We start from the raw sequence: 21,375 nt of genomic DNA on the forward strand, positions 1-21,375 counted from the left end.
CGGATGAGAGCGGTTGCCGAGGTCGGGATCGACGAGGAGCGCGTCGTGGTGCTCACCGGGCGCAGTGGCACGGACTGGGCGGCTGCAGCGGCCGAGCGTCTCGGTGCGGCGGAGGGCGTCGCACCGATGCCGGTGGAGCTGCGCACCGAGTTCATCGCGCATGCCGCCACGGCCGTGACGGCAGACGATGTGCTCGCGCTGCAGCTCTGGCCGCAGGACGGTTTCCCGTTCGTCGTCCGGGTCTCCGTGCACGAGTCGCCCGGGCTGGAGGAGGTCCGTCGCAGCATCCGCGAGGGAGCCGGACCCTGGCGTGCGGTCTCGGTCTCGGAGCATCTCGGCAGCGGATGCCAGTGGATCTTCGACGGCGAGGTGCCCGGATCGGAGCAGATCGCGACCCGAGGGTGGCAGGCGGTCTTCGCGGATGACAACGTCATGGCGGCGGTGACGCTCGAACCGGTGCTCGCCGACGCCTTCCTGCTCGCGACACCGCATGTCGCGGCTCTCGTGGACGATCTGCGGATCCTCGTGGACGGCGAGCCGTGGCGGGGCGGCGACCTGAACCGCGGCCTCGTGATGGCCGATGAGGAGTGGCCGGGGGAGGGCCGATGAAGCACGACCGCAGCGCGACCGCGTGGGCGAACGGGCTGCCGACCGGTGCCAGGGTGTCGTGGGCGGAGCTCGAAGCGAGAGTGTTCCGCGGGCGCTCCAGGGTGCTCGCCGAGCTCGGTGGCGCCGGGGCGTTCGAGAGGCGCAGCGAACAGGCGCGCAGCCCGTGGTTCCTTCTGGCGATGATTCTCGCCGTCCTGCCCGTGCTGGCCCTCGTCCTGCTGCCGGTGTTCGCCTTCACGGCCCTCGGCGGAAGCGATTTCGGCCTCGTCCTCGCGGACTCGGCCGTCGCGATTTCCGTGGCCGGCTGGTTGATGGTCGTCTCCGCCGGGTGGCAGGCGGTGACTCTCGTTCGCGGGCTGCTCGGCGGCAGCATCGTGGAGTCCGAAGTCAGCGGCTGGATCGCTGCGGTCGCCGGCGTCGTCGCGGCCGTGATGATCGGGGCGCGGGGAGCGGCCGATCAGGTGCCGGGCTGGCCGGTGTGGGCGGTCGTCGCCGTGCTCRCGGCCCTGCTCGGAGCGGCCGTCGCGACGCTGGCCCGGCGCGGCACGCACGGCACGCACGCGGGCGGGCGTCGCGGCGGCTCTGCGGCCGAGGCGCCGACCGATACCGACGCCGTGGCGCGACGCCGCGCCGCGATCGCGGCGGTGCCGGCGGGGGAGCGGGAGCAGATCCGCGCTGAGCTCACCGAGGCGATCGGGACCCTGCGCCGGCGCGGGATCATCTCTCCCGCAGATGCGCAGCGCGCGCTGGAGGCGGAACCCGGCTTCCTCGTGCAGAGGATGTCGTCATGACCGATGCCGGCGCGGGCCGGGAAGGAGACCGTATGAACGCCCCCGAGGGACCGACGGAGCGGATCAGCCTGCGAGCGGAGCTGGGCGGCACCCCCGACCCGGACTTCACCCTCGTGCTGCCTCCGGGGTGGATCCGCAGGAGCGTCGACGGCGCCGTCGAGAAGGACATGCTCGGCGCGATGCGCGGCCGCCTGATGCAGGCGCACCGGCCCGATCTGTATGCGCAGATGGACCGGCTGCTGCGCGAGGCCTTCACGCAGATGCGCCGGGTCGAGGCCGTGGCGATGTTCGTGCCTTCGGCGGACGCCGCAGAGGCCCTCTATCTGCCGGCCTCGTTGACCGCCAGCATCCAGCGCGCTCCGGCAGGTGAGAACCTCGACGACCTGGTGCGAGAGGCGATCACGGAGCGCGGCGCGACGGCGCTGCTCGAGGACAAGCGCTTCCTGCGCATGGAGACAGACGAGGTGCAGAACCTGGAGGGGGAGCGAGTCGCGGTCACGACCGTGATGTACCTGACGCCCATCCCCGGGTCACAGAGGCGCAGGGCGCTGCGCCTCGTGCTCGTGATCATGCGCCCGGTCGACGTGCCCGCGGACGATCCGCCGATGGTGGCGATGCGCACGCTGTTCGACCTGTGCGTGTCGACCCTGGCCTGGCTTCCCGCGGGGAGCGCCGCCACGGCCTGATCCGGCGCCCGCCGTTAGCGCCGGGTTCAGCGCCCGGGTTCAGCGCCCGGCGTCGGCGAGGTGGCGCGCGTCGTGGCTGAGCACCTTCACCATCACACCGAGACGGCGCAGCGCCGCGACCGTACGGGTCTCCTCGTCGATGTCGCGCCCCAGGGCATGGATGTTGGCGACGACCAGCACGTCACCCGGGCGAAGGGTGTCGATGAGGCGGCCGATGCGGTCGGTCCAGCTCTCCAGGATGTCGGGCGCGGGATGGCGGAAGCCCTCGATGGGCACGCCGAACCGGGTCAGGTCGTCACGCTGCTGCACCACCGTCGGCATGCCGTCACGAGCCACGACCAGGCCGACCAGGCGGGATCCGTCGGGCTTGGCCGACCACCAGTCCCGATTCTGCTGCAGCTCGGTGAAGCACTTGGGGCATTCCGCGGCCGCGTGCGGGAGATGCAGCGGACTGGTGAGGGCGGCGTCGAGCGGCGCACCCGTGGTGCCGTCCGCGTCGTCATGCGCGTGCGTGGTCGCTTCCATGTCATCCGCCTCCGCCTCTATTGTGCCTTCTCCCACGGACATCGGGGTCCGCAGCCGATCCGGATGGAGCTGCTCCATCATTGGGCGGAGTACGCTCGCACTGTCCCACCCCCGGAGCCCTGAGGAGCGCCATGCCCGTCGTCGCCGCCTACGCCGCACCGAGCGAGGGCGCCCCCCTCGCCCCGACCACGATCGATCGCCGCGAGCCCGGCCCGCTCGACGTCGTGATCGACATCGCCTTCGCGGGCATCTGCCACTCCGACATCCACACGGTGCAGGGCGACTGGGGCCCCCAGCACTATCCGCTCGCCCCGGGTCACGAGATCGCCGGAACCGTCGCCGCCGTGGGATCCGACGTCACGCGCTTCGCCGTCGGCGACCGGGTGGGCGTCGGCTGCCTGGTGAACTCCTGCGGCGAGTGCGACGCGTGCCTGCGCGGCGAGGAGCAGTACTGCAGGCGCGGCGCGATCGGCACCTACGGCGCCACCGACCGCGACGGCACGATCACCCAGGGCGGCTACTCGCGCCAGGTCGTCGTCACCGAGGCGTTCGTGCTGCGTATTCCCGATGCGATCCCGCTCGACCGCGCAGCTCCCCTGCTCTGCGCCGGCATCACCACCTACTCGCCGCTGCGGCACTGGAACGTCGGTCCGGGCACCCGGGTCGCCGTCGTCGGGCTCGGCGGGCTCGGGCACATGGCCGTGCAGATCGCGCACGCTTTGGGCGCGGAGGTCACCGTGCTCTCGCAGTCGCTGCGCAAGAAGGACGAGGGGATCCGGCTCGGCGCCGACCACTACCTGGCCACGTCGGATCCGGAGACGTTCACGGCCGGCAAGCGCTCGTTCGACGTGATCCTGAACACCGTCAGCGCCCCGCTGCCGCTGGACGCGTATCTGAACCTGCTCGACACGAACGGCACCATGGTCAGCGTCGGTGCGCCTCCGGAGCCCATGTCGTTCCGCGCGGGCCTGCTGCTGGGCGGTCGACGCTCGCTCGCCGGGTCGTCGATCGGCGGGATCAGGGAGACCCAGGAGATGCTCGACTTCTGTGCAGAGCACGGCATCGCCGCCGAGATCGAGCTCATCGACGCGGCGGGCATCAACGACGCGTACGCACGCGTGCTCGCCAGTGACGTGCGGTTCCGCTTCGTGATCGACGTCGCCACGATCTGACCCGGCTCGCCACCCCGGTTCCTGAGCGCCCTTCGTCTCCCGGTTCCTGAGCGCCCTTCGTCTCCGGTTCCTGAGCGAGCGCAGCGAGACGAAGGACGCCTGTGGATAACGGCGGGTCCCACGGTGGCGGGATCAGTACGGTGTCCTGCATGCCGCACGTCTACATCCTCCGCTGCGCCGATGACAGCTTCTACACTGGGAGCACGAGGGATCTCTCCTGGCGACTCGAACAGCATCAGCAGGGTTTCGGCGGCGACTACACGCGCCGAAGGCTCCCCGTGCAGCTCGTGTGGACCGCGGAGTTCGAGCGCGTCGATGAGGCGTTCGCGTGGGAACGTCGGATCCATCGCTGGAACCGGGCCAAGAAGCGTGCGCTGATCGAAGGCCGGTACGACGACCTGCAGGGCTGGAGCAGGCGTTCTCGCGGACGCTGACCGCAGTCCCGGCGCGCCCTTCGTCTCCCGGTTCCTGAGCGCCCTTCGTCTCCCGGTTCCTGAGCGAGCGCAGCGAGACGAAGGACGCTCCTCGCTCAGGGACCGAAGCCCCCCCGGTTCCTGAGCGAGCGCAGCGAGACGAAGGACGCCCGTGCACCCTTCGGCCCCGGGTCCCGGCGCCGCCCTTCGTCTCGTCGCTGCGCTCCTCGCTCAGGGACCGCTACGCGAGACGAAGGACGCCTGTGCACCCCTCGGTCCCGGGTCCCGGCGCGCCCTTCGTCTCGTCGCTGCGCTCCTCGCTCAGGGACCGCTATGCGAGACGAAGGACGCTCCTCGCTCAGGGACCGAAGCCCCCCCCGGTTCCCGAGCGCCCTTCGTCTCGTCGCTGCGCTCCTCGCTCAGGGACCGTTTGTCTCCGGTTCCTGAGCGCCCTTCGTCTCGTCGCTGCGCTCCTCGCTCAGGGACCGTTTGTCTCCGGTTCCTGAGCGCCCTTCGTCTCGTCGCTGCGCTCCTCGCTCAGAGACCGCTACGCGAGACGAAGGACGCCTGTGCGCTCTTCGGTCCCGGGCCCCGGCGCGCCCTTCGTCTCGTCGCTGCGCTCCTCGCTCAGGGACCGCTGGACGCTCCTGGCTCGGGGGCCGTCAGACCAAGCCGAGTGCGCGGACGGCGTCGCGCTCCTCGACGAGCTCGGCGACCGAGCGGTCGATGTGCGCGCGCGCCCATGCGTCCGGAGTGAGCCCTTCGACGATCTGCCACTCGCCGTCGATCGCGCGCACGGGGAACGAGCTGATCAGGCCCTCCGGCACGCCGTACTCGCCGTGCGAGACGACGGCGGCGCTGGTGCGCCGCTCGCCGGTGCCGAGCGCCCAGTCACGCACGTGATCGATCGCCGCACTCGCCGCGGATGCCACAGAGGAGGATCCGCGCACCTGGATGATCTCGGCGCCGCGCTTGGCGACCCTGGGGATGAAGGTGCTCTCGAGCCACGCGCGCACATCGCCGGTCTGCTCGGCGAGAGCTTCCGGCACCGGACGCCCGGCGACGGTCGCGTAGGCGACGTCGGGGAACTGCGTCGCGGAGTGGTTGCCCCAGATCGTCACCCCGGCGATGTCGGCCACCGCAGCGTCGAGCGCCGCCGAGAGCTGACCGCGGGCGCGGTTCTCGTCGAGCCGGGTGAGCGCGCTGAACCGCTCCGCGGGGACGCCGTCGGCGGATGCCGCGGCGATGAGCGCGTTCGTGTTCGCGGGGTTGCCGACCACCGTCACGCGCACGCCCGAGGCGGCATGCGCGGCGATCGCGGATCCCTGCGGTCCGAAGATCGAGCCGTTCGCGGCGAGCAGGTCGCCGCGCTCCATGCCGGGGCCGCGCGGACGCGCCCCGACGAGCAGCGCGTGATCGGCGCCGTCGAAGCCCACCGCGGGGTCGTCGGTCACCTCCACGTGCTCGAGCAGCCCGAATGCGCCGTCCTGCAGCTCGAGAGCAGCGCCCTCCGCGGCCGCGATCCCGGCCGGGATCTCGAGCAGCCGCAGCCGCACCTTCTCCCGGGGCCCGAGCATGTCGCCGGCCGCGATCCGGAACAGCAGCGCGTAGCCGATCTGCCCGCCCGCACCCGTCAGTGTCACCGTGGTGGTCACTTCGGCTCCTTCCGGTCGCGGATGCGACGCACAATGCGAGCCTATGCCTCCCCGTTGGGCACGGACCGTGGAAAACTGTGCTCATGACGTTCAACCCGGATGCCGATGTCTCAGACAACAAGGTCCAGCGGCGCGGTGGCGGTCGCACCGCCGCGATCGCCGGCGGCGGTGTGGTGGGACTCGGTGCGGTCGTGGTGCTGCTGATCAGTGCCTTCACCGGAGTCGACCTCTCCGGGCTCCTCGGCGGGGGCACCGACCCGCAGGGGCAGCCGCAGGCGACCACCTCCTCGGAGGGGTACGTGAAGAACTGCAACACCGGCGCCGATGCGAACAACGACGTGGACTGCCGCGTCGCCTCGACCAAGCTCGCGCTGAACCAGTACTGGACCAAGCATGTGAAGGGGTACGTCGAGCCGGGCCAGGTCAGTGTCGACGTCGCGACCTCGACTCCGTGCGGCACAGCCTCGAACGACGTGGGCCCGTTCTACTGCCCTTCGGACCAGACGGTCTACATCGACCCCACGTTCTTCCAGGTGCTCAAGCAGCAGTTCGGCGCGGAGGCGGGCGACCTCGCGCAGGTCTACGTGGTGGCGCACGAGTACGGGCACCACATCCAGAACATCACGGGCACGATGTCGAAGTACCCGAACAACGGCACGGGCCCCGCGAGCAACGGCGTCCGCACCGAACTGCAGGCCGACTGCTATGCCGGCGCCTTCATCGCCGACCTGACGGATCAGAAGGACAAGAACGGCGTCGCCTATTTCAAGAAGCCGACCGAGGCGCAGATCACGGATGCGCTGAACGCTGCGGCCGCCGTCGGCGATGACCACATCCAGCAGGAGTCGGCGGGCTACACGAACCCGGAGAGCTGGACGCACGGATCCAGCGCCCAGCGGGAGAAGTGGTTCGCAACCGGGTACAAGAACGGGCTCGGCCAGTGCGACACGTTCGCCCCGGCCACGCCTTAGGCGGAGCTAGGCCCGCATCGCCTGGACGAGCGTGCGCACCAGCGCGAGCACGCCGCCCTGGGCGCGGAACCGGGTCAGGCCCTCACTGACCTCGGCGGCCGTGCGCGACGACGCGAACCACGGCGGCTTCGGCAGGATCGTGAATCGTCCGCCATCGCGCACGATCGACGCCGATCGCGGGAATGGCCGGAACGGTCCGCGCACCACGGAGCGCTCCACGTCGGCCAGCAGGAGTGCGTTGTGCACGACGCCGAGCCCGCTGCCCACATCGGCGAGCGTGTTGCCGGGGAACGCACCCCAGGTCACGGTGGGGGTGATGAAGCCGAACGCGGTCCAGGTGTTGATCGCGATGGATCCGTAGTGCAGCGCGGTGATGGCCCGCTCGAAGCCCGCGCCGAGCGACACCTCTGTGGCGGGGTCGATCAGCACGTTCGCGCCGAGTGTGCCCTGCAAATTCTCGTTCGCGTGCGCGACGGCAGCATCCAGGAACGCCTGGCCGGTGCCGGGCAGCTGCTCCACGCCCAGCACGGGCGCGAAGTACTCGGTCTGCTCCAGGGCGGTCGCGTCATCGCCCTCGCCGATCTCGACGAGCAGCCGGTCCGCCAGCACGAGTGCGTCGGGATAGGTGTCGGCGGCCTGCGCCATCCGCTCGTCCGAACGGGGATACCAGATCGGCCGCTCAGGGGCGAGCGCGTAGGCGCGGCGCAGCTCGATCAGGAACTGATCCTTCTGCGACCAGTCGCGGGAGAGGAGCACGACTTGACCAGCGATGCAGTTGTGTCCGCCGTTCTGCAGACGCATCGTGGCGATGTGCTCGGCCTGGAACCGCAGATCCTCGTCGCTCCAATGGCCGGGCACGACGATGATCGGCGAGACGCCGCCGAGCTCGGCCGTGATCGGCTTCTTCAGCTGCGGCCGATTCTCGCGCTTGCGTCGCTTGGCCTGCGGCCCCGTGCCCCACACGATCGCGTCGAAGGTCGGGGCGGATCCGGTGATGTGCACATGTGCGAAGGCGTCGTGGGCGGTGAGGAACGCGCCGACGTCGCCCGCCCCGCGCACGATCCGCAGGAATCCGGGGGCGATGAGCGGTGCGAGGGCCTTCTCGAACACCGGCACGAGCGCGTCCTGGGTCGGGTTGACCTTGAGCAGCACCACGCGGTCGTGCGCGAGCAGTTCGTAGAGCACGTCGAGCACGGGGATCGAGGTGATGTTGCCGGCGCCGAGCACGAGGCCGATGCCGCCGTCCGTGGCGGCGGGGGAGCGCTGCGCGAGACCCGCGCGCGCCCTGGCATCCCCCGGCGTGACGCCGGGGGTGAGCCACACCTCGCCCGTGAAGCCGGAGAGCAGCAGCTTGTCGATGCCCTCGAGCGGGAAGGTGCGCACGCGGGTCTGCCCGCTCGCGGTGCGGTCGACCGTGAGGCCGTCGAGCGGGTTGCGGCCGTGCGCGATGCGGTCGAGCGTCTCGATGTAGGCGTCCAGCGCGCCGAGCGTCGCGTAGGGGCCGCTCAGCCACTCCTCGCCGCGGAGGGGGTGGTCGTCGCTCAGCTGCTTCGAGCGCACAGCGGCGCGCGCCCATGCCCGCGCGTTCGCGGCGACCGTGCGCCGCACGCCGCGCAGCAGCGTCACGCGCTGGCCGACGGTGAGGGCCGACCAGGCCGCGGATCCCTTCTGCAGCTCTGCGATCGCACTCTCGATCGGAGCGCGGACGTCGTCGGCGAGGGTGTCTGGCATCGGGATCTCCTTCGGCGCGGTCTGGGTTCAGCGTACGCGCTCGGCGTGGGACGGAGTCTCAACGATCGAGGTCGTCGATGTCAACCGGCGGAACCGCGAGAAACCAGATCCTGCATGAGACCTGCCTGCAGAGGGTGGGTCTCATGCAGGATCTGGTTTCTCACCGGCGGGCCGGCATCAGGATCCGGACATGCTGTCGATGTCGCTGCGGCGCAGCCGATAGCGGGCCAGGGCGGCGATGCTCAGCAGCATGAGCAGGGCGGGCACGACGCTGAAGATCAGGACGATCCCGGTCACGGCGCTGCCCGGCTGCGCGACGGCGCTCGTATCACCCGCCGTGCGCGAGACGTAGCCGGTGACAGCCAGCACGACCGCGACGATCGTGGTGCCGAGCGCGAAGCCGACGGTCTCCGACGCCGTCCACATGCCGGTGAACGTGCCGGCGTTGCCCGGTCCGCTGTCGCGCTCGTCGTGCGAGATCACGTCCGGCAGCATCGCCAGCGGCAGCGCCTGCATGCCCGCATAGGCGACGCCGGCGATCGCGACCGAGCCGTAGATCCAGGATCCTGGCATCCACAGCGCCAGCACGATCGAGGCGGATGCGATCAGGAAGATCGTCGAGGCGATCCGGAAGGCGCGCTCCTTGCCGATCCGGCGCGACAGCCGCTCCCACCCCGGGGTCGCGATCACGGCCGGGGCGACCAGGGCGACGAAGAGCAGCGTGACGGCGCTTTCAGACCGCATGACCCAGGTCGCGACGTACTGCGCGCCCGCCAGCATCGTGCCGGTGGCGAGCGCCTGCAGCAGGTAGGTGCCCAGCAGCGCGCGGAACGGCTGGGATCGGCGCACGGCGGCGAAGCCCGCAGCGTACTGCGCGCGGATCCCGACGTGCTCGACCGTTGCCGGGGCTGCCACGGCGTCGTCGGCCGTGCGCGCGGCGATGAGCATGCCCACGCCGATCACGATGCCGGCGACCACGCCCATCACGAGGTAGCCGATGACCGGGTCGCCGGTGATGCGGCGCAGCTCGGGGCCGCCGCCGCCGAACAGCAGGATCGTGACGGTGAGCGCGATCACCCGCCAGCTGAGCAGACGGGTGCGCTCGTCGTAGCTCGAGGTGAGCTCGGCCGGCAGTGCGATGTAGGGGACCTGGAACAGGCTGAACGAGGTGGCGGTGGCGAGGAATGCCAGCAGCACGCAGATCACTCCCGCGACCGGGCCGAACGCCGGCGGCACCGCGAAGGTGAGGGCGAAGAACACCGGAAGCGTGAATGCCCCGATGAGCATGAAGCGCTTGCGGCTGCCCGTGCGGATGAGGCTGCGATCGGACCAGGCGCCGATCACCGGGTCGATCACGACGTCCCACACCTTCGCGAGGGTGACGATCGTTCCGGCCAGGATCGCGGCGACGCCGAGGTTGTCGGTGAGGAAGTACGCGAGCACCAGGCCGGGCAGCGTGGCGAAGCCCCCGGTGCCGAGGGATCCCGTGGCGTAGCGGGCGACCGTGCGGGCGGGAAGGCGCGTGGGAGCTCGTTCAGCGCGAGCGGCGGTGCTCATGCGCGCCAGTGTATCGGCGCGCAGAAGCCTCACGAGATCGTCAGATCAGGGACAGCTCGCGCAGCTTGGCCTCGACGTCGGCGTTGGACGGCTCGACGTGGTGCGAGGAGTCCGGGTAGACCACCACGGGGATGTTCATCCGGCCGGAGATCTCCTTGGCGACGTCGGCGGCCGACGGATCCTCGACCAGATCGACGTAGGTGTAGGCGATGCCGAGCTCGTCGAGCTGCTTCTTGGTGCGGATGCAGTCCCGGCACCAGTCGGCGCCGAACATGGTGATCGTGTCAGAGGCGGGGGTGGTCATGACTCCAGGGTACGGCGGATCCGAGGGGGCGGGATCGGCGAGAAGGCAAGGGCCTTGCCCGGTGTTCACCGCCCGTTAGCCTGGGTGCGGCATGGTGTCTGACGGGAAACGCGCAGGTTCCGCATGGTTTCGCGTGGGACCATGTCGAGTCACGCGAACGGAGGAGGGGGCATGGAAGGCTTGTCGGCAGGGGAGAGGATCCCCGGTGCCACGGTCATCATTCCGACCTTCAACGAGCGGGATAACATCGCCGCCCTCATCTCGCGCGTCTCCGCTGCGCTGAGCGATCGCGCCGGCGAGATCCTCTTCGTCGACGACAGCACGGACGACACCCCCGAAGTGATCCGCGCGCTCGCCGCCTCCGCGCCGATGCCCGTGCGCCTCCTGCACCGCGACGAGCCAGAGGGCGGACTCGGCGGTGCCGTGGTCGAGGGGATCCGCTCCGCGTCCTACGACGTCTGCATCGTGATGGACGGCGACCTGCAGCATCCGCCGGAGCTGCTCCCCGAGATGATCGACCGCTACGAGGACGGTGACGCCGACGTCGTCGTCGCCTCGCGCTACGTCGGCGGCGGCGACAACGGCGGCCTGGCCGGCGCCATGCGGGTGGGCGTCTCGCGGGGCGCGACCCTCCTCACCAAGGCGATGTTCCCGATCCGGCTCTCCGGAGCCTCAGATCCGATGACCGGCTATTTCCTCGTCGACCGGACCCGCGTGGATCCGGACGCCCTGCGGCCCAACGGCTTCAAGATCCTGCTGGAGATCCTGGTTCGCTCCGACGTGCGCATCGCCGAGGTTCCGATGGAGTTCGGCGAGCGTCTGCACGGGCAGTCCAAGGCGTCGTTCGTGCAGGGGATGCAGTTCCTCAAGCACCTCGCCCGGCTGCGCTTCGGCAAGATGTCGCTGTTCGCGATCATCGGTGCCGTCGGAGCCCTTGCGAACCTCGTCATCATGTGGGCGCTCACGCACCTCGGCATGGAGTACGTCTGGGCGGCCATCATCGCCGCCGAGGTGACGATCGTCGGCAACTTCATCCTGCAGGAGCGCTACGTCTTCAACGACATGCGCAGCGATGCCTCGGCGCTCGCCGTGCGCTTCGCGCAGTCGTTCACATTCAACAACGTCGAGGCCGCGGTGCGGATCCCGATCCTCGCGCTGATGGTCGAGAGCTGGCACATCTCGAGCATCCTGGCCGCGGCGATCTCGCTGGTCGCCGCGTTCTTCGTGCGTTTCCTGTTCCACTCGCTCGTCGTCTACGCCCCGCGCCGGTCCGTGCGCCAGGTGCGCAGGGCCGAGGAGCGCCGCGTGCGCCTCGAAGCGGAGATCGCCGCCGCGGAGTGAACGCTGCGGCGCTCGAGGGATTCCCGTAGCAGGTCGGGGCGTCCTTCGTCTCGCTGCGCTCGCTCAGGAACCGGCTTGCTGCGCTGCTCGGGAACCGGTTTGCTGCGCTCGCTCAGGAACCGGCTTGCTGCGCTCGCTCAGGAACCGGCTTGCTGCGCTCGCTCAGGAACCGGCGGGAACGGTCAGCCGATGTTGTTCTTGAGGCCGTTGACCGTGTCGCCGTAGTTGATCCGGACGACCGGCAGCTCGAGCTTGTTCGTGCCGATCTTCACGTAGCCGAAGTCGATCGTGCGCGCGAGCAGGAACCCGGCCTTGGTCACGCCCTCCTCGGCGGTCGCGTTGTAGTGACCGTAGGGGTAGGCGATGACCTCTTTCGCCCCCAGCACCTTCGCCGACTCCTCGAGGTCGGCGGCGACCTCGTCGGCCGACAGGTTCACCATGCGGCCCTTGCCGTTGTCGCCGGCGCGGTGCATGTCGTTGGTGTGCGAACGCTGCAGGACGTAGGGCGAGGGCGATCCGTCCTTGCGTTCGCCCGTGATCACGAACGACGTGGTCAGCAGCTTCCGCTCCGTCACGACCGGCACGGCGAGCTGGAGCCAGGTGGGATCCGCGTCGTCGTCGGTGATGATCAGCGAGTRCTGGGGCAGGAACAGCTTGCCGTCGATGAAGGCGTTCAGCTCATCCCAGGTGGGCAGGTAGAACTTCTGAGAGGCGACGTAGTCCATCTGCGCCTTGAAGTCCTCGATGTACACGTAGTTGTTGCGCAGCCAGTTGTCCTCGCCCTCGGGCTTGGTCGTGAACTGGTGGTACATCAGGATCGGGATCTTCGACGCGGTCGCGGTGTTCTGCTCCGGCGTGGTCCAGGCGGCGTGGAGCGTGCGCTCGTGATCCGTGCACGTGGTCAGCTGCGACCCGTTCACGCGGTCCGTCTGCACCTGGGCCTGCGCCGCCTCCGGGGTCGGATACCAGCCGGCGAACACGGATCCGGCCCGCTCGGGGATCGGCAGACCCGCGAACAGCACGCCCACGGTCTGAAGCATCGGGGCGTGCTCGATGCCGTCGCCGGCGAACGACACCGCGCACGCGGTGGCGGGGTCGCTTGCGGTCTTCAACAGCTCCTGAACGGGCGTGAGCGGTGTGGGCTTCGGGGTCGGCGTGCGGGTGGCGCCCGCCGCGGTCGCCTTGTCCTGACCGCCGCCGAGCAGGGCGTGCACCGCGATGGTGGCCACGACAGCGAGCAGCGCGACGGCGAGGACGGAGATCAGTCCCACGATGAGGCGGCGACGGCGGATCACCGCACGTGAGGGGCGCGACGAAGCAGGTGATCCTCCGGTCATGGTGCTGAGTGTAGGGGATCGACGGGGCCGGATCCTGACGTGACCATGAGCGCGGCGCTCAGAGCAGCCAGCCGCGCTCCTGGGCGATCCGGGCGGCGTCCGCTCTCGTGCGGGCCTCCAGCTTCTGCATCGCCGAGGACAGGTGGTTGCGCGTGGTCCCTTCGGAGAGGTGCAGGGCGCGGGCCACGTCGGAGATGGTGCCGCCATCGCGGGCGGCGGCCAGCACCTCGGCCTCCCGCGGGGTCAGGGGCGACGGGCCGGCCGTGAGCGCGTTGGTGGCGAGGGCCGCGTCGATCACGGTCTCGCCCCTCATCACGCGCCGCACCACGTCGGCAAGCTCAGACGCCGGGGTGTCCTTGACCACGTAGCCGGCGACCCCCGCGGACAGTGCGCGGGACAGGTATCCGGCGCGGCCGAACGTGGTCACGATCACGATCCGCAGCCCTGGCATGGCCTGGCGCAGCTGCGCCGCGGCGGTGAGTCCGTCGATGCCGGGCATCTCGACATCCAGCAGGGCGATATCGGGGAGGTGCTCCTGCGCGGCGGGGAGCACCTCGTCGCCGCGTCCGACCTGCGCGGTCACCACGAGATCGTCCTCGAGACCGAGCAGCGTCGCGAGCGCACCGCGCACGAGCGCCTGATCGTCGGCGAGCAGGATCCGGATCGGCGCGTTCGCCGTCATGCGATGACCTCCAGCAGGAATCCGCCATGGCGGGAGCGGCCGATCCTCAGGGAACCGCCTGCATCGGCCGCGCGTTCGGCGAGTCCGTGCAGGCCGGTGCCGGCCGATCCGTCAGCGGGGCGGGGAGCCGGTCCGACGCCGTCGTCCTCGATCGTGATGCGCCCCGGGCTCAGCACCACCCAGCAGTTGGTCGCCCCGGCGTGCCGGATCACGTTCGTGACGGCCTCGCGCAGCGCCCAGCCGAACAACTCCCTGTTGCGCTCCGGCACGTCGTCCGTCGTCATCGGCAGGTGCGCCGTGATGCCCGCGGCGGGCAGCAGCGTGCGCAGCGAGGCGAGCTCGCTCGCGATCCGCACCTGACGGTAGCCGGAGACGACCGCGCGCATGTCGCCGAGCGTGGCGCGGGCGAGGGTCTGCACCTCGCGGATCTCCGTCACGGCGGCGGCAGGATCCCGATCGGCGAGCTTCGCCGCCAGATCGGCCTTGAGCGAGATGGCGGACAGGGAGTGCCCGAGGATGTCGTGCATGTCGCGGGCAACGCGGTTGCGCTCCTCCTCGACGGCGACGACGGCGAGCTCCTTCTGCGTGCGGCGCAGCTGCGCCAGGGTCTGCAGGTTACGGGTGAAGGCCGCCATCAGGGTGCCGATGGACAGGATGATCAGGGGCATCGTCCACGGCGGGGTGTTCGTCGGCTGGAAGGCGCCGTCGACGAGGTTCATCACGAACGACACCGCCGACAGCGCGAACACCGCGATCATGGCGCGGAAGTCGCCGCCGAAGCAGAGCGCTGCGGAGACCGCGACGTACGTCCAGAGCCCGGACAGGTCGGGGCCGAGAACGACGAGGAACGGCAGCGACAGCAGCAGGAGCCCCACCGGAGGCATCCACCGCCAGCGATCGGGCAGGGACATCGCCACGGGGAACGAGACGGTGAAGAGCGCGCCGTAGACGATCACGGCGAGCGCCCAGAACCAGGAGCCCGGAGCGGGGAGCTGGGTGAGGAGCGGCACCAGGATGAACCCGATGATGAACACCTGGCTGATGAGGGCACCCGGATACCAGCGTTTCGCGCCGGGGGCGCCGAGCGTGAGCCGCAGCCGGGCCCAGCCGGTGACGCCGTCCAGCGGCGGCGCATCGTGGAAGCCGCCCTCGCGGATGCCGAAGCGCGTCACGAAACCGAACCGGCCCGCACCACGAGCAGGGCGTGCGGCCGAAGCCGGCACGCCCTGCTCGTCGCAGACCTCGTCCGTCACGTCAGACGCGCTTGGTGTCGCGGCGGAACATCAGCACCGCCAGTGCCGTGAAGATGATGAGCCAGGCGAGGAGGTTGGGTACGGCCCATCCGTTCGGGGTCACCCCGATGACGGCCGACTGCGAGAGCTCGGCGATGCCCCAGAGCGGCGTGAACCTGGCTCCGACCTGCACGGCCTCCGGCATGATCGCGAGCGGGACGAACAGCCCGCCCATGAAGCTCAGGATCGGGAGGATCGGGCCGAGGTAGCGCATCGCGTTCTGCGCAGGGAAGGCGTAGCCGACCGCGAGGCCGAGGCTGGTCAGCATGAGCGAGCTCAGCCAGGCGAGGACGCCGGCCGGGATCAGGTTGCCGAGCGGGGCGGTGATGCCGAGCGCAGCGCCGACGATCAGCGTGACGAGCACCGCGATGCCGCCCAGGACGAGGCCGCAGATGACCTTGACCAGGATGTACACGACCGGGTTCAGCGGCGTGAGGCGCAGCTGTCGGCTCCAGCCCTGGGCGCGTTCGGCGGCGACGGAGACGCCGGTCATCGTGCTGGCGACCATCGCGCCGTACACGGCCATCGAGATCATGATGGGCACGGCGGCCGACAGGCCTCCCTGACTGACCGGGACGTTCGAGATCGACGTGTTCTTGTTCGGCAGTCCGATCATGACCAGCATCGCGATCGGGAAGATCAGGGTGAACACGACCACGCTCGAGTTGCGGAACAGGCGCTTCAGCTCGACGCCGAGGAACGTGAGGCTGAAGCCGCCCATCGGCGGTACTCGGCGGGAGGACGGATCGATCCGGTCCAGGCGCTCGGTGGCGGTGGTCATGTCATTCCCCTTCCGTGTCGTCGCCTGTGAGCTGCAGGAACGCCTGCTCCAGGTTCTGGCTGGTGATCGTGATGTCGTGCGCGGACGTGCGCATGAGCAGGTGGCGGGCGACCGCGTCGGAGTCGTTCGCACGGATGATGATGCGCGGGCCGCGCACCTCGACGGACTCGACGCCGTCCAGTGCGGCGATCTCGGCCTGGCCGGATCCATTCGCGTCGTCCCATTCCGCCTCGACCGTGCGGCCGGAGGCCATCGCCTTGATCTCGGCGGTGGTGCCGTCGGCGACGATGCGGCCCTTGCGGATCAGCACGATCCGGTCGGCGTACTGGTCGGCCTCTTCGAGGTAGTGCGTGGCGAAGAGCACGGTGCGTCCGCGCTGGGCGTCGGCGTGGATCGCCTGCCAGAACGAGTGCCGGCCCTCCACATCCATGCCGGTCGTCGGCTCGTCGAGCACGATGAGGCCGGGATCCGACACCAGCGCCATCGCGAAACGGAGCCGTTGCTGCTGGCCGCCCGAGCACTTCTGCACCTTGCGGTCGGCGATGTCGGCGATGCCGGCGCGCTCGAGTGCGGCGTCGATGCTCGTGGTGTGCGTGAACAGCGACGCGGTGAGCTTCATGGTGTCGCGCACCGTGACATCGCTGAGCAGCCCTCCGGTCTGCATGACCGCGGAGACCAGGCCGCGGCCGATCGCCTGGCGCGGGGTCAGGCCGAATAGCGAGATCTGACCCGCATCGGGCTGGGAGAGGCCGAGCAGCATGTCGATCGTGGTGGTCTTGCCCGCGCCGTTCGGCCCGAGGAAGGCGACGACCTCGCCCTGTCGCACCGAGATGTCCACGCCGTCGACGGCGGTGAAGCCGCGGAAGTGCTTGGTGAGTCCGGTCGCGGTGATCGCGGGATGCGGCGCGGCGGGGGCCTGGATGACGGTCTGCGCCGTCTGGGTTTCGCTCATGATGTCGCCTCGTTCATGTCATCCAGTCTGCTCCGCGCGGCGCGTGGCACACGATGAACGTTGTCATGGATCCGCCATGACATCCGTCACAGGTGTCCGGGAGGACGTGGTCTGCACGCCCGTGCGGATGGATCCGTGCTCCGCGAGACGCTCGAGGGGCGGTCCCTGAGGTTCTCGAGGGTCAGGGAGTGAGGGCGGCGACGGCGCCGATCTCGACGAGCGCCCCCGGCACGCCGAGCCCGGCGACGAGCGCCGCGGTGACGAGCGGCGGCGCGCCCTCGCGTGCGAGCTTCGGGCCCACCGCGCCGTAGGCCGCGCGCAGATCCGCGTCCTGGTGGAGCAGCACGGTCCAGCCGACGACGTCGGCGAGAGTGGCGCCGGCGGCAGCCAGTGCGGCCGCGGCATTGTCGAGGGCGCGGGCGGCCTGCACCGCGACGTCGTCCGAGACCACCGTGCCGGTCTCGTCGATGCCGTTCTGACCGCCCACGTGGATCATCGTGGATCCGGGCGGGATGACGGCGACATGGCTGAAGGCGGGGCTGTTCACGAGCCCCGGTACGTGCGGATAGAGGATGCTCATGGTCGGAGCGTAGCGAGGGCGACCGACATCGCCTCTGGCAGGCGGCGGATCGGGGTTCGGGTTCGGGGATCGGGGCGACTGCGCGGGCGGGTCCGGGATCGGGGTCGGGATCGGGGCGACGGCTGCACGATCCGGCGACGGATGCACGACGGATCCGTGCGAATGGTCGTGCAACCGTCGCACGGTCGTGCAGACATCGTGTTCGGAATTCTGTTCCTCGGCGGATTCGTGCTGCTGGGCATCGCCCCCGGTCTGCCGGCGTGGCAGGGTCCCGTCTTCGTCGCGGGCATCCTGGCGATCAGCCTCGCCCTCGCGTACATGATGCGCGAGCCCGGCGGCGCCACCAAGCGCTCCCGCTCCTGGGAGAACTGACCCTCGCYGCAGCGCGGTTCGTCAGGGCTGCTGCGCACGCCACTCGTCGGCGAGCATCGCCTTGCCCATGGCGGTCGCGTACCCGCGACCCGCCTGCGCGGGGTCGATCGTGTAACCGATCCCGGCCTGCGCGTTCCGCCAGGGCCCGTCGGCGACGTGGCTCTGCCCCATCGCATCCGTGCGCCACAGCGACACCGTGCCGACCACCTCATCGCCGAGGAAGGCGATCGCGGAGTGGTCGTCCGGATCCGCGATGCCGTCGAGCCACGTGCGTCGGAAGGCTTCCGGATCCACTTCGGTGCGGATCAGCCAGTTCGTGACCTCGGGGCGGTTGCGCCAGGCGAGCACGCGGTCGAGCGCCTCCGCGGTCGGCAGGCGCAGTTCCAGAGAGCCGGCGGCACGCGGCCAGATGATCCCGGGAGCGGTCATGCTCCCTGTCTAGCAGGCCCAGGGCCGTGCACGGATCGGCGGATCCGCGGATCAGCGGATCAGCGGATCCGCGTACTCCGCAGGGAGTACGCGGAGGGCACGCCGTCGGAGGATCCGCCACCCGTGCGGCGCGATTAGCATCGGAGGATGCCGGATCAGCCGCTCGAACATGCACTATGGGGCAGGGCGGCGGCGTTCGGGCCCGACACCGGACGGATCCCGGCCGGACCGCCACCGCGCGTCCGCCTGATCGCGCCGGTCGTGCTGTGCCTGCTCGTGCAGGTGCCCGCCTCGATCTGGGTCGCCGCACACACGGGCCACGGTCTGCACGAGCGGATGGCGCTGCATCTCGCACTCGCCGTCGCGGGTCCGCTGGCCCTGCTCGCGGCCCGGCGGTTCCCGGGCCCGACCGTCGCCGTCGCCTGCGGACTCGCGCTGCTCGACGTGCTCACCACCCCCGTCTACGGGCCGCCGTATCTCGCCCTGGCTTTCGCGATCGCGATCGCCGTGGCCCGCGGAGCCGCGGTCTGGGCGGCCGCCTCCGTGGCGACCGGCTGGGTCTCCGCGATCCTCATCGGGGTCACCGTCGGCCGGATCTGGCACCCGGGTCTCATCGTGGCGGCCACTCTCGCCCTGGCCGCCAGCTTCGCGGTCGGGGCCTTCGTGCGCACGCGCGGCGCCAGGCTGGCCGCGATGCGCGCGGATGCGCAGCGGCACCGTCGCAGTGCGGAGGAGCGCGAGCGCGTGCGCATCGCCCGCGAACTGCACGACGTGCTGGGGCATGCGCTGTCGCAGATGAACGTGCAGGCGAGTGTCGGGCTGCACCTGTTCGATCGTGATCCGGAGCAGGCGCGCACCGCGCTGCAGAACGTGAAGGACACCTCGAAGCTGGCGCTGGAGGAGGTGCGCGGCGTGCTCGGCGTGCTCCGTGAAGGGGAGGTGCCGCTCGTGCCTCAGGCCGAGCTGGCCGAACTCCCCCGGCTCATCGCGGGCCTCACCGCACCCGGCCTGGACATCGTGCTCGACGACGAGCTCGCCGGGCGCGCGCCCAGTCGGGCCGTGCAATTCGCCGCGTACCGCATCGTGCAGGAGGCGCTCACGAACGCCGTGCGGCATGCGCAGGCGCACCACGTGCGAGTCGTGCTGGAGCGTCGGGACGAACCGGATCCGGTTCTCGTCGTGACGGTGTCCGACGACGGTCGCGGCTTCGGCGGCACGGATCCGGAGGTCTCAGGACACGGCGGCGTCCTCGGCATGCGGGAGCGGGCGGCGCTGCTCGGCGGCACGATCGCGATCGGCGACGCCGAGGCCGGCGGTGCGCGCGTCGTGGTGAGGCTGCCGTGGGGGAGGGCGTCGTGATCAGGGTCGCGCTGGCCGACGACCAGCTGCTCGTGCGGGCGGGGTTCCGTGCTCTGCTCGACGCGGAGGACGGCATCGAGGTCGTGGTGGAGGCGTCGGGCGGTCGCGAACTGCTGGAGCGGATCCGCGAGACGCCCGTGGACGTGGTGCTCATGGACATCCGCATGCCCGACGGCGACGGACTGTGGGCCACCGAGCAGATCGCCGCGGAGGGCGCCCTCGCGGAGGTGCACGTCGTGATCGTGACGACGTTCGAGCTCGACGAGTACGTGGTGCGGGCCGTGCGCGCCGGGGCGGCCGGGTTCCTCGTGAAGGACACCGAGCCCGCGGATCTGGTGCGCGCGGTGCGGGTCGTCGCGGCCGGCGACGCACTGCTCTCGCCCGGCGTCACCAAGCGCCTCCTGGAGCGGCTGACCGTGGGGCTGCGCGATGCGCCGGATCCTGCGGTGCTGGACGGCATCACCGAACGCGAGCGCGAGGTGCTGCGCCTCGTCGGTCTGGGCCTGACCAACGACGAGATCGCGGAGCGGCTGTTCCTGAGCCCGCTCACCGCGAAGACGCACGTGTCGCGGATCATGGCCAAGCTGCACGCCCGGGATCGCGTGCATCTCGTGGTCATCGCCTACGAGACCGGTCTCGTCGCCCCCGGCTGGCAGTAGCCCCCCTCGCGCCGTGCCCCCGCTTCGCGCAGCGCCCCCGCCGCAGTTCCCCCCCCGGCGCGTCCTGCCCTCTCGCGTCCTACCCCCCCATTTCGAGTCGTCCCCACCAGCGCACGCCAGGGGCTCCGCTCACGGGGACGACTCTGCGGGGAGAGTCCACTCTTGTGGGGTCGTCCCCACCAGCGCACGCCATGGGGTCCGCTGACGGGGACGACTCGGAAGTGGGGGCTGCCGCCTCTGGGGCTCGAGTCGTCCCCACCAGCGCAAGCCATGGGCTCCGCTCATGGGGACGACTCTGCGGGGAGAGTCCACTCTTGTGGGGTCGTCCCTGTCAGTGCACGCCAGGGGATCCGCTGACAGGGACGACTCGGAAGTGGGGGCTGCAGCCTCTGGGGCTCGGGTCGTCCCCACCAGCGCACGCCAGGGGCTCCGCTCACGGGGACGACTCTGCGGGGAGAGTCCACTCTTGTGGGGTCGTCCCCACCAGCGCACGCCATGGGGTCCGCTGACGGGGACGACTCGGAAGTGGGGAACCGGGGGAAGCGAGGGACGTACTCCCGGGGGAGCAGGGGGAATCACTCCCGAGGCCGGATTCGGTGGGGGGCTCGGATCGCGAGGCTGGATCCATCGGTCGAGATGCGACCGAACCGATCCAAGGATGGTCACTCATGATCGCAACCGTCGCGGCCGTCGCCGCGCATCCCGGGCACTGGGGCATGGGCGTGGCCCCGTTCTGGCCCTTCTTCATCATCGGCCCGCTGATGTTCCTCGTCATCGTGGGGCTGCTCATCGCTCTCCTCGTGCGGCGTCGTCGCTGGGGCGGTCCTGGCCCGTGGGCCTGGCACGGCGCCCCGGGAGCCCCCGGAGCGCAGGCGCCCTGGGCAGGGATGGCGCAGGGCGGCGCGGCCCAGAGCCGCACCGCGGAGCAGATTCTCGCCGACCGCTTCGCCAAGGGAGACGTGGACGAGACCGAGTACCGCGCCCGGCTCGAAGTGCTCCGCGCGAACCGCCCGGAGGCCTGATCCCGACGACGGAGGCGTGATCCCGCCAGCTGGGGGCTGACCTCACCGACTCGTCGGCCCGGCCGGCCCCGCTCGGCCCCGGCCGGCCCCGCTCGGCCCCGGCCAGCCCGCTCGGCCCTACCGCCCCGGCTGCCTCGCTCGGCCCGCCATGCCTC

At 70.7% G+C, this 21,375-nt stretch carries 23 protein-coding genes; 11 read left to right on the forward strand and 12 right to left on the reverse strand.

Features of this window, described 5'->3' with window-relative positions; genetic code table 11:
* Positions 1–3 precede the first annotated feature (3 nt).
* Genes AC1DG4_RS10995 through AC1DG4_RS11005 form a run of 3 tightly spaced genes read left to right on the forward strand, consistent with a single transcriptional unit; the run spans position 4 to position 2,086 of the window.
* Positions 4–609 (forward strand): hypothetical protein, encoded by a 606-nt coding sequence (locus tag AC1DG4_RS10995; protein ID WP_477378095.1) that lies wholly within the window; start codon positions 4–6, stop codon positions 607–609.
* On the forward strand, positions 606–1,400 hold the full coding sequence (locus tag AC1DG4_RS11000; protein WP_477421236.1) for a hypothetical protein: 795 nt from the start codon (positions 606–608) through the stop codon (positions 1,398–1,400). The genes AC1DG4_RS10995 and AC1DG4_RS11000 overlap by 4 nt, the downstream gene beginning before the upstream one ends.
* Complete coding sequence (locus tag AC1DG4_RS11005) at positions 1,397–2,086, forward strand: hypothetical protein (protein ID WP_477378099.1); 690 nt, start codon at positions 1,397–1,399, stop codon at positions 2,084–2,086. The genes AC1DG4_RS11000 and AC1DG4_RS11005 overlap by 4 nt, the downstream gene beginning before the upstream one ends.
* 39 nt (positions 2,087–2,125) lie before the next feature.
* Here the strand turns inward: AC1DG4_RS11005 and AC1DG4_RS11010 are convergent, their stop codons facing one another.
* A complete protein-coding gene (locus tag AC1DG4_RS11010) occupies positions 2,126–2,611 on the reverse strand; it encodes a recombinase family protein (RefSeq protein WP_477378101.1) in 486 nt (161 codons plus the stop codon).
* A 131-nt stretch (positions 2,612–2,742) separates the two neighbouring features.
* Between AC1DG4_RS11010 and AC1DG4_RS11015 the strand changes: the two genes are divergently transcribed.
* Positions 2,743–3,783: an NAD(P)-dependent alcohol dehydrogenase gene (locus tag AC1DG4_RS11015; RefSeq protein WP_477378103.1), complete on the forward strand. Its 1,041-nt coding sequence runs from the start codon at positions 2,743–2,745 to the stop codon at positions 3,781–3,783.
* A gap of 149 nt (positions 3,784–3,932) precedes the next feature.
* Positions 3,933–4,217, forward strand: coding sequence for a GIY-YIG nuclease family protein (locus tag AC1DG4_RS11020; RefSeq protein WP_477378105.1), 285 nt, complete (start codon positions 3,933–3,935; stop codon positions 4,215–4,217).
* Between the two features lie 641 nt (positions 4,218–4,858).
* Here the strand turns inward: AC1DG4_RS11020 and AC1DG4_RS11025 are convergent.
* The gene (locus AC1DG4_RS11025; protein ID WP_477378107.1) at positions 4,859–5,851 is read right to left on the reverse strand and encodes a malate dehydrogenase; all 993 of its coding nucleotides are present in this window, start codon (positions 5,849–5,851) and stop codon (positions 4,859–4,861) included.
* A gap of 83 nt (positions 5,852–5,934) precedes the next feature.
* Here AC1DG4_RS11025 and ypfJ point away from each other — a divergent pair, with 83 nt between their 5' ends.
* A complete protein-coding gene (gene ypfJ, locus AC1DG4_RS11030; RefSeq protein ID WP_477378109.1) occupies positions 5,935–6,822 on the forward strand; it encodes a KPN_02809 family neutral zinc metallopeptidase in 888 nt (295 codons plus the stop codon).
* 6 nt (positions 6,823–6,828) lie between these two features.
* Here ypfJ and AC1DG4_RS11035 read toward each other — a convergent pair whose 3' ends face one another.
* The 3 genes from AC1DG4_RS11035 to AC1DG4_RS11045 form a co-directional block, all read right to left on the reverse strand.
* Positions 6,829–8,553: an aldehyde dehydrogenase family protein gene (locus tag AC1DG4_RS11035; RefSeq protein ID WP_477378111.1), complete on the reverse strand. Its 1,725-nt coding sequence runs from the start codon at positions 8,551–8,553 to the stop codon at positions 6,829–6,831.
* 177 nt (positions 8,554–8,730) lie between these two features.
* Positions 8,731–10,110: an MFS transporter gene (locus AC1DG4_RS11040; protein ID WP_477378113.1), complete on the reverse strand. Its 1,380-nt coding sequence runs from the start codon at positions 10,108–10,110 to the stop codon at positions 8,731–8,733.
* Between the two features lie 40 nt (positions 10,111–10,150).
* Entirely contained in the window at positions 10,151–10,414 is a 264-nt protein-coding gene (locus AC1DG4_RS11045; protein ID WP_477378114.1) for a glutaredoxin domain-containing protein, read from the reverse strand.
* Positions 10,415–10,585: 171 nt separating this feature from the next.
* Between AC1DG4_RS11045 and AC1DG4_RS11050 the strand changes: the two genes are divergently transcribed.
* Positions 10,586–11,755 (forward strand): glycosyltransferase, encoded by a 1,170-nt coding sequence (locus AC1DG4_RS11050; protein WP_477378115.1) that lies wholly within the window; start codon positions 10,586–10,588, stop codon positions 11,753–11,755.
* 182 nt (positions 11,756–11,937) lie between these two features.
* Here the strand turns inward: AC1DG4_RS11050 and AC1DG4_RS11055 are convergent, their stop codons facing one another.
* The 6 genes from AC1DG4_RS11055 to AC1DG4_RS11080 form a co-directional block, all read right to left on the reverse strand.
* The gene (locus AC1DG4_RS11055) at positions 11,938–13,092 is read right to left on the reverse strand and encodes a polysaccharide deacetylase family protein (protein WP_477421237.1); all 1,155 of its coding nucleotides are present in this window, start codon (positions 13,090–13,092) and stop codon (positions 11,938–11,940) included.
* 58 nt (positions 13,093–13,150) lie between these two features.
* Positions 13,151–13,774 carry a response regulator transcription factor gene (locus AC1DG4_RS11060; RefSeq protein WP_477378119.1) on the reverse strand — a complete coding sequence of 208 codons (624 nt, stop codon included), beginning with the start codon at positions 13,772–13,774 and terminating at the stop codon, positions 13,151–13,153.
* On the reverse strand, positions 13,771–15,027 hold the full coding sequence (locus AC1DG4_RS11065) for a sensor histidine kinase (RefSeq protein WP_477378121.1): 1,257 nt from the start codon (positions 15,025–15,027) through the stop codon (positions 13,771–13,773). The genes AC1DG4_RS11060 and AC1DG4_RS11065 overlap by 4 nt, the downstream gene beginning before the upstream one ends.
* A gap of 1 nt (position 15,028) precedes the next feature.
* Positions 15,029–15,847, reverse strand: a complete 819-nt coding sequence (locus tag AC1DG4_RS11070) for an ABC transporter permease (RefSeq protein WP_477378123.1) — start codon at positions 15,845–15,847, stop codon at positions 15,029–15,031.
* Position 15,848: 1 nt separating this feature from the next.
* A complete protein-coding gene (locus tag AC1DG4_RS11075) occupies positions 15,849–16,799 on the reverse strand; it encodes an ABC transporter ATP-binding protein (RefSeq protein ID WP_477378125.1) in 951 nt (316 codons plus the stop codon).
* A 181-nt stretch (positions 16,800–16,980) separates the two neighbouring features.
* Complete coding sequence (locus AC1DG4_RS11080; RefSeq protein ID WP_477378127.1) at positions 16,981–17,379, reverse strand: RidA family protein; 399 nt, start codon at positions 17,377–17,379, stop codon at positions 16,981–16,983.
* Between the two features lie 162 nt (positions 17,380–17,541).
* Here AC1DG4_RS11080 and AC1DG4_RS11085 point away from each other — a divergent pair, with 162 nt between their 5' ends.
* Positions 17,542–17,751, forward strand: coding sequence for a hypothetical protein (locus tag AC1DG4_RS11085; protein ID WP_477421238.1), 210 nt, complete (start codon positions 17,542–17,544; stop codon positions 17,749–17,751).
* A gap of 21 nt (positions 17,752–17,772) precedes the next feature.
* On the opposite strand, the gene AC1DG4_RS11090 is transcribed toward AC1DG4_RS11085, so the two are convergent.
* Positions 17,773–18,180 carry a GNAT family N-acetyltransferase gene (locus AC1DG4_RS11090; RefSeq protein ID WP_477378129.1) on the reverse strand — a complete coding sequence of 136 codons (408 nt, stop codon included), beginning with the start codon at positions 18,178–18,180 and terminating at the stop codon, positions 17,773–17,775.
* Between the two features lie 147 nt (positions 18,181–18,327).
* On the opposite strand from AC1DG4_RS11090, the gene AC1DG4_RS11095 reads away from it, so the two are divergent.
* From AC1DG4_RS11095 to AC1DG4_RS11105, 3 genes are all read left to right on the forward strand, one after another.
* Positions 18,328–19,539: a sensor histidine kinase gene (locus AC1DG4_RS11095; RefSeq protein ID WP_477378131.1), complete on the forward strand. Its 1,212-nt coding sequence runs from the start codon at positions 18,328–18,330 to the stop codon at positions 19,537–19,539.
* A complete protein-coding gene (locus AC1DG4_RS11100) occupies positions 19,536–20,198 on the forward strand; it encodes a response regulator (RefSeq protein WP_477378133.1) in 663 nt (220 codons plus the stop codon). Before AC1DG4_RS11095 ends, AC1DG4_RS11100 begins: the two co-directional genes overlap by 4 nt.
* Positions 20,199–20,866: 668 nt before the next feature.
* Positions 20,867–21,220, forward strand: coding sequence for an SHOCT domain-containing protein (locus AC1DG4_RS11105; protein WP_477378135.1), 354 nt, complete (start codon positions 20,867–20,869; stop codon positions 21,218–21,220).
* Positions 21,221–21,375 lie beyond the last annotated feature (155 nt).

Source organism: Microbacterium sp. 05N427, assembly GCF_056397105.1.

Bases quoted from the DNA above. Each gene is read 5' to 3' on its own strand.
- AC1DG4_RS11005 (WP_477378099.1), top strand. From the start codon at position 1,397: ATGACCGATGCCGGCGCGGGCCGGGAAGGAGACCGTATGAACGCCCCC.
- AC1DG4_RS11085 (WP_477421238.1), top strand. From the start codon at position 17,542: ATGGTCGTGCAACCGTCGCACGGTCGTGCAGACATCGTGTTCGGAATT.
- AC1DG4_RS11050 (WP_477378115.1), top strand. From the start codon at position 10,586: ATGGAAGGCTTGTCGGCAGGGGAGAGGATCCCCGGTGCCACGGTCATC.
- AC1DG4_RS11015 (WP_477378103.1), top strand. From the start codon at position 2,743: ATGCCCGTCGTCGCCGCCTACGCCGCACCGAGCGAGGGCGCCCCCCTC.
- AC1DG4_RS11060 (WP_477378119.1), bottom strand. From the start codon at position 13,774: ATGACGGCGAACGCGCCGATCCGGATCCTGCTCGCCGACGATCAGGCG.
- AC1DG4_RS11105 (WP_477378135.1), top strand. From the start codon at position 20,867: ATGATCGCAACCGTCGCGGCCGTCGCCGCGCATCCCGGGCACTGGGGC.
- AC1DG4_RS11090 (WP_477378129.1), bottom strand. From the start codon at position 18,180: ATGACCGCTCCCGGGATCATCTGGCCGCGTGCCGCCGGCTCTCTGGAA.
- AC1DG4_RS11070 (WP_477378123.1), bottom strand. From the start codon at position 15,847: ATGACCACCGCCACCGAGCGCCTGGACCGGATCGATCCGTCCTCCCGC.
- AC1DG4_RS10995 (WP_477378095.1), top strand. From the start codon at position 4: ATGAGAGCGGTTGCCGAGGTCGGGATCGACGAGGAGCGCGTCGTGGTG.
- AC1DG4_RS11020 (WP_477378105.1), top strand. From the start codon at position 3,933: ATGCCGCACGTCTACATCCTCCGCTGCGCCGATGACAGCTTCTACACT.
- ypfJ (WP_477378109.1), top strand. From the start codon at position 5,935: ATGACGTTCAACCCGGATGCCGATGTCTCAGACAACAAGGTCCAGCGG.
- AC1DG4_RS11010 (WP_477378101.1), bottom strand. From the start codon at position 2,611: ATGGAAGCGACCACGCACGCGCATGACGACGCGGACGGCACCACGGGT.
- AC1DG4_RS11080 (WP_477378127.1), bottom strand. From the start codon at position 17,379: ATGAGCATCCTCTATCCGCACGTACCGGGGCTCGTGAACAGCCCCGCC.
- AC1DG4_RS11095 (WP_477378131.1), top strand. From the start codon at position 18,328: ATGCCGGATCAGCCGCTCGAACATGCACTATGGGGCAGGGCGGCGGCG.
- AC1DG4_RS11040 (WP_477378113.1), bottom strand. From the start codon at position 10,110: ATGAGCACCGCCGCTCGCGCTGAACGAGCTCCCACGCGCCTTCCCGCC.
- AC1DG4_RS11045 (WP_477378114.1), bottom strand. From the start codon at position 10,414: ATGACCACCCCCGCCTCTGACACGATCACCATGTTCGGCGCCGACTGG.
- AC1DG4_RS11035 (WP_477378111.1), bottom strand. From the start codon at position 8,553: ATGCCAGACACCCTCGCCGACGACGTCCGCGCTCCGATCGAGAGTGCG.
- AC1DG4_RS11075 (WP_477378125.1), bottom strand. From the start codon at position 16,799: ATGAGCGAAACCCAGACGGCGCAGACCGTCATCCAGGCCCCCGCCGCG.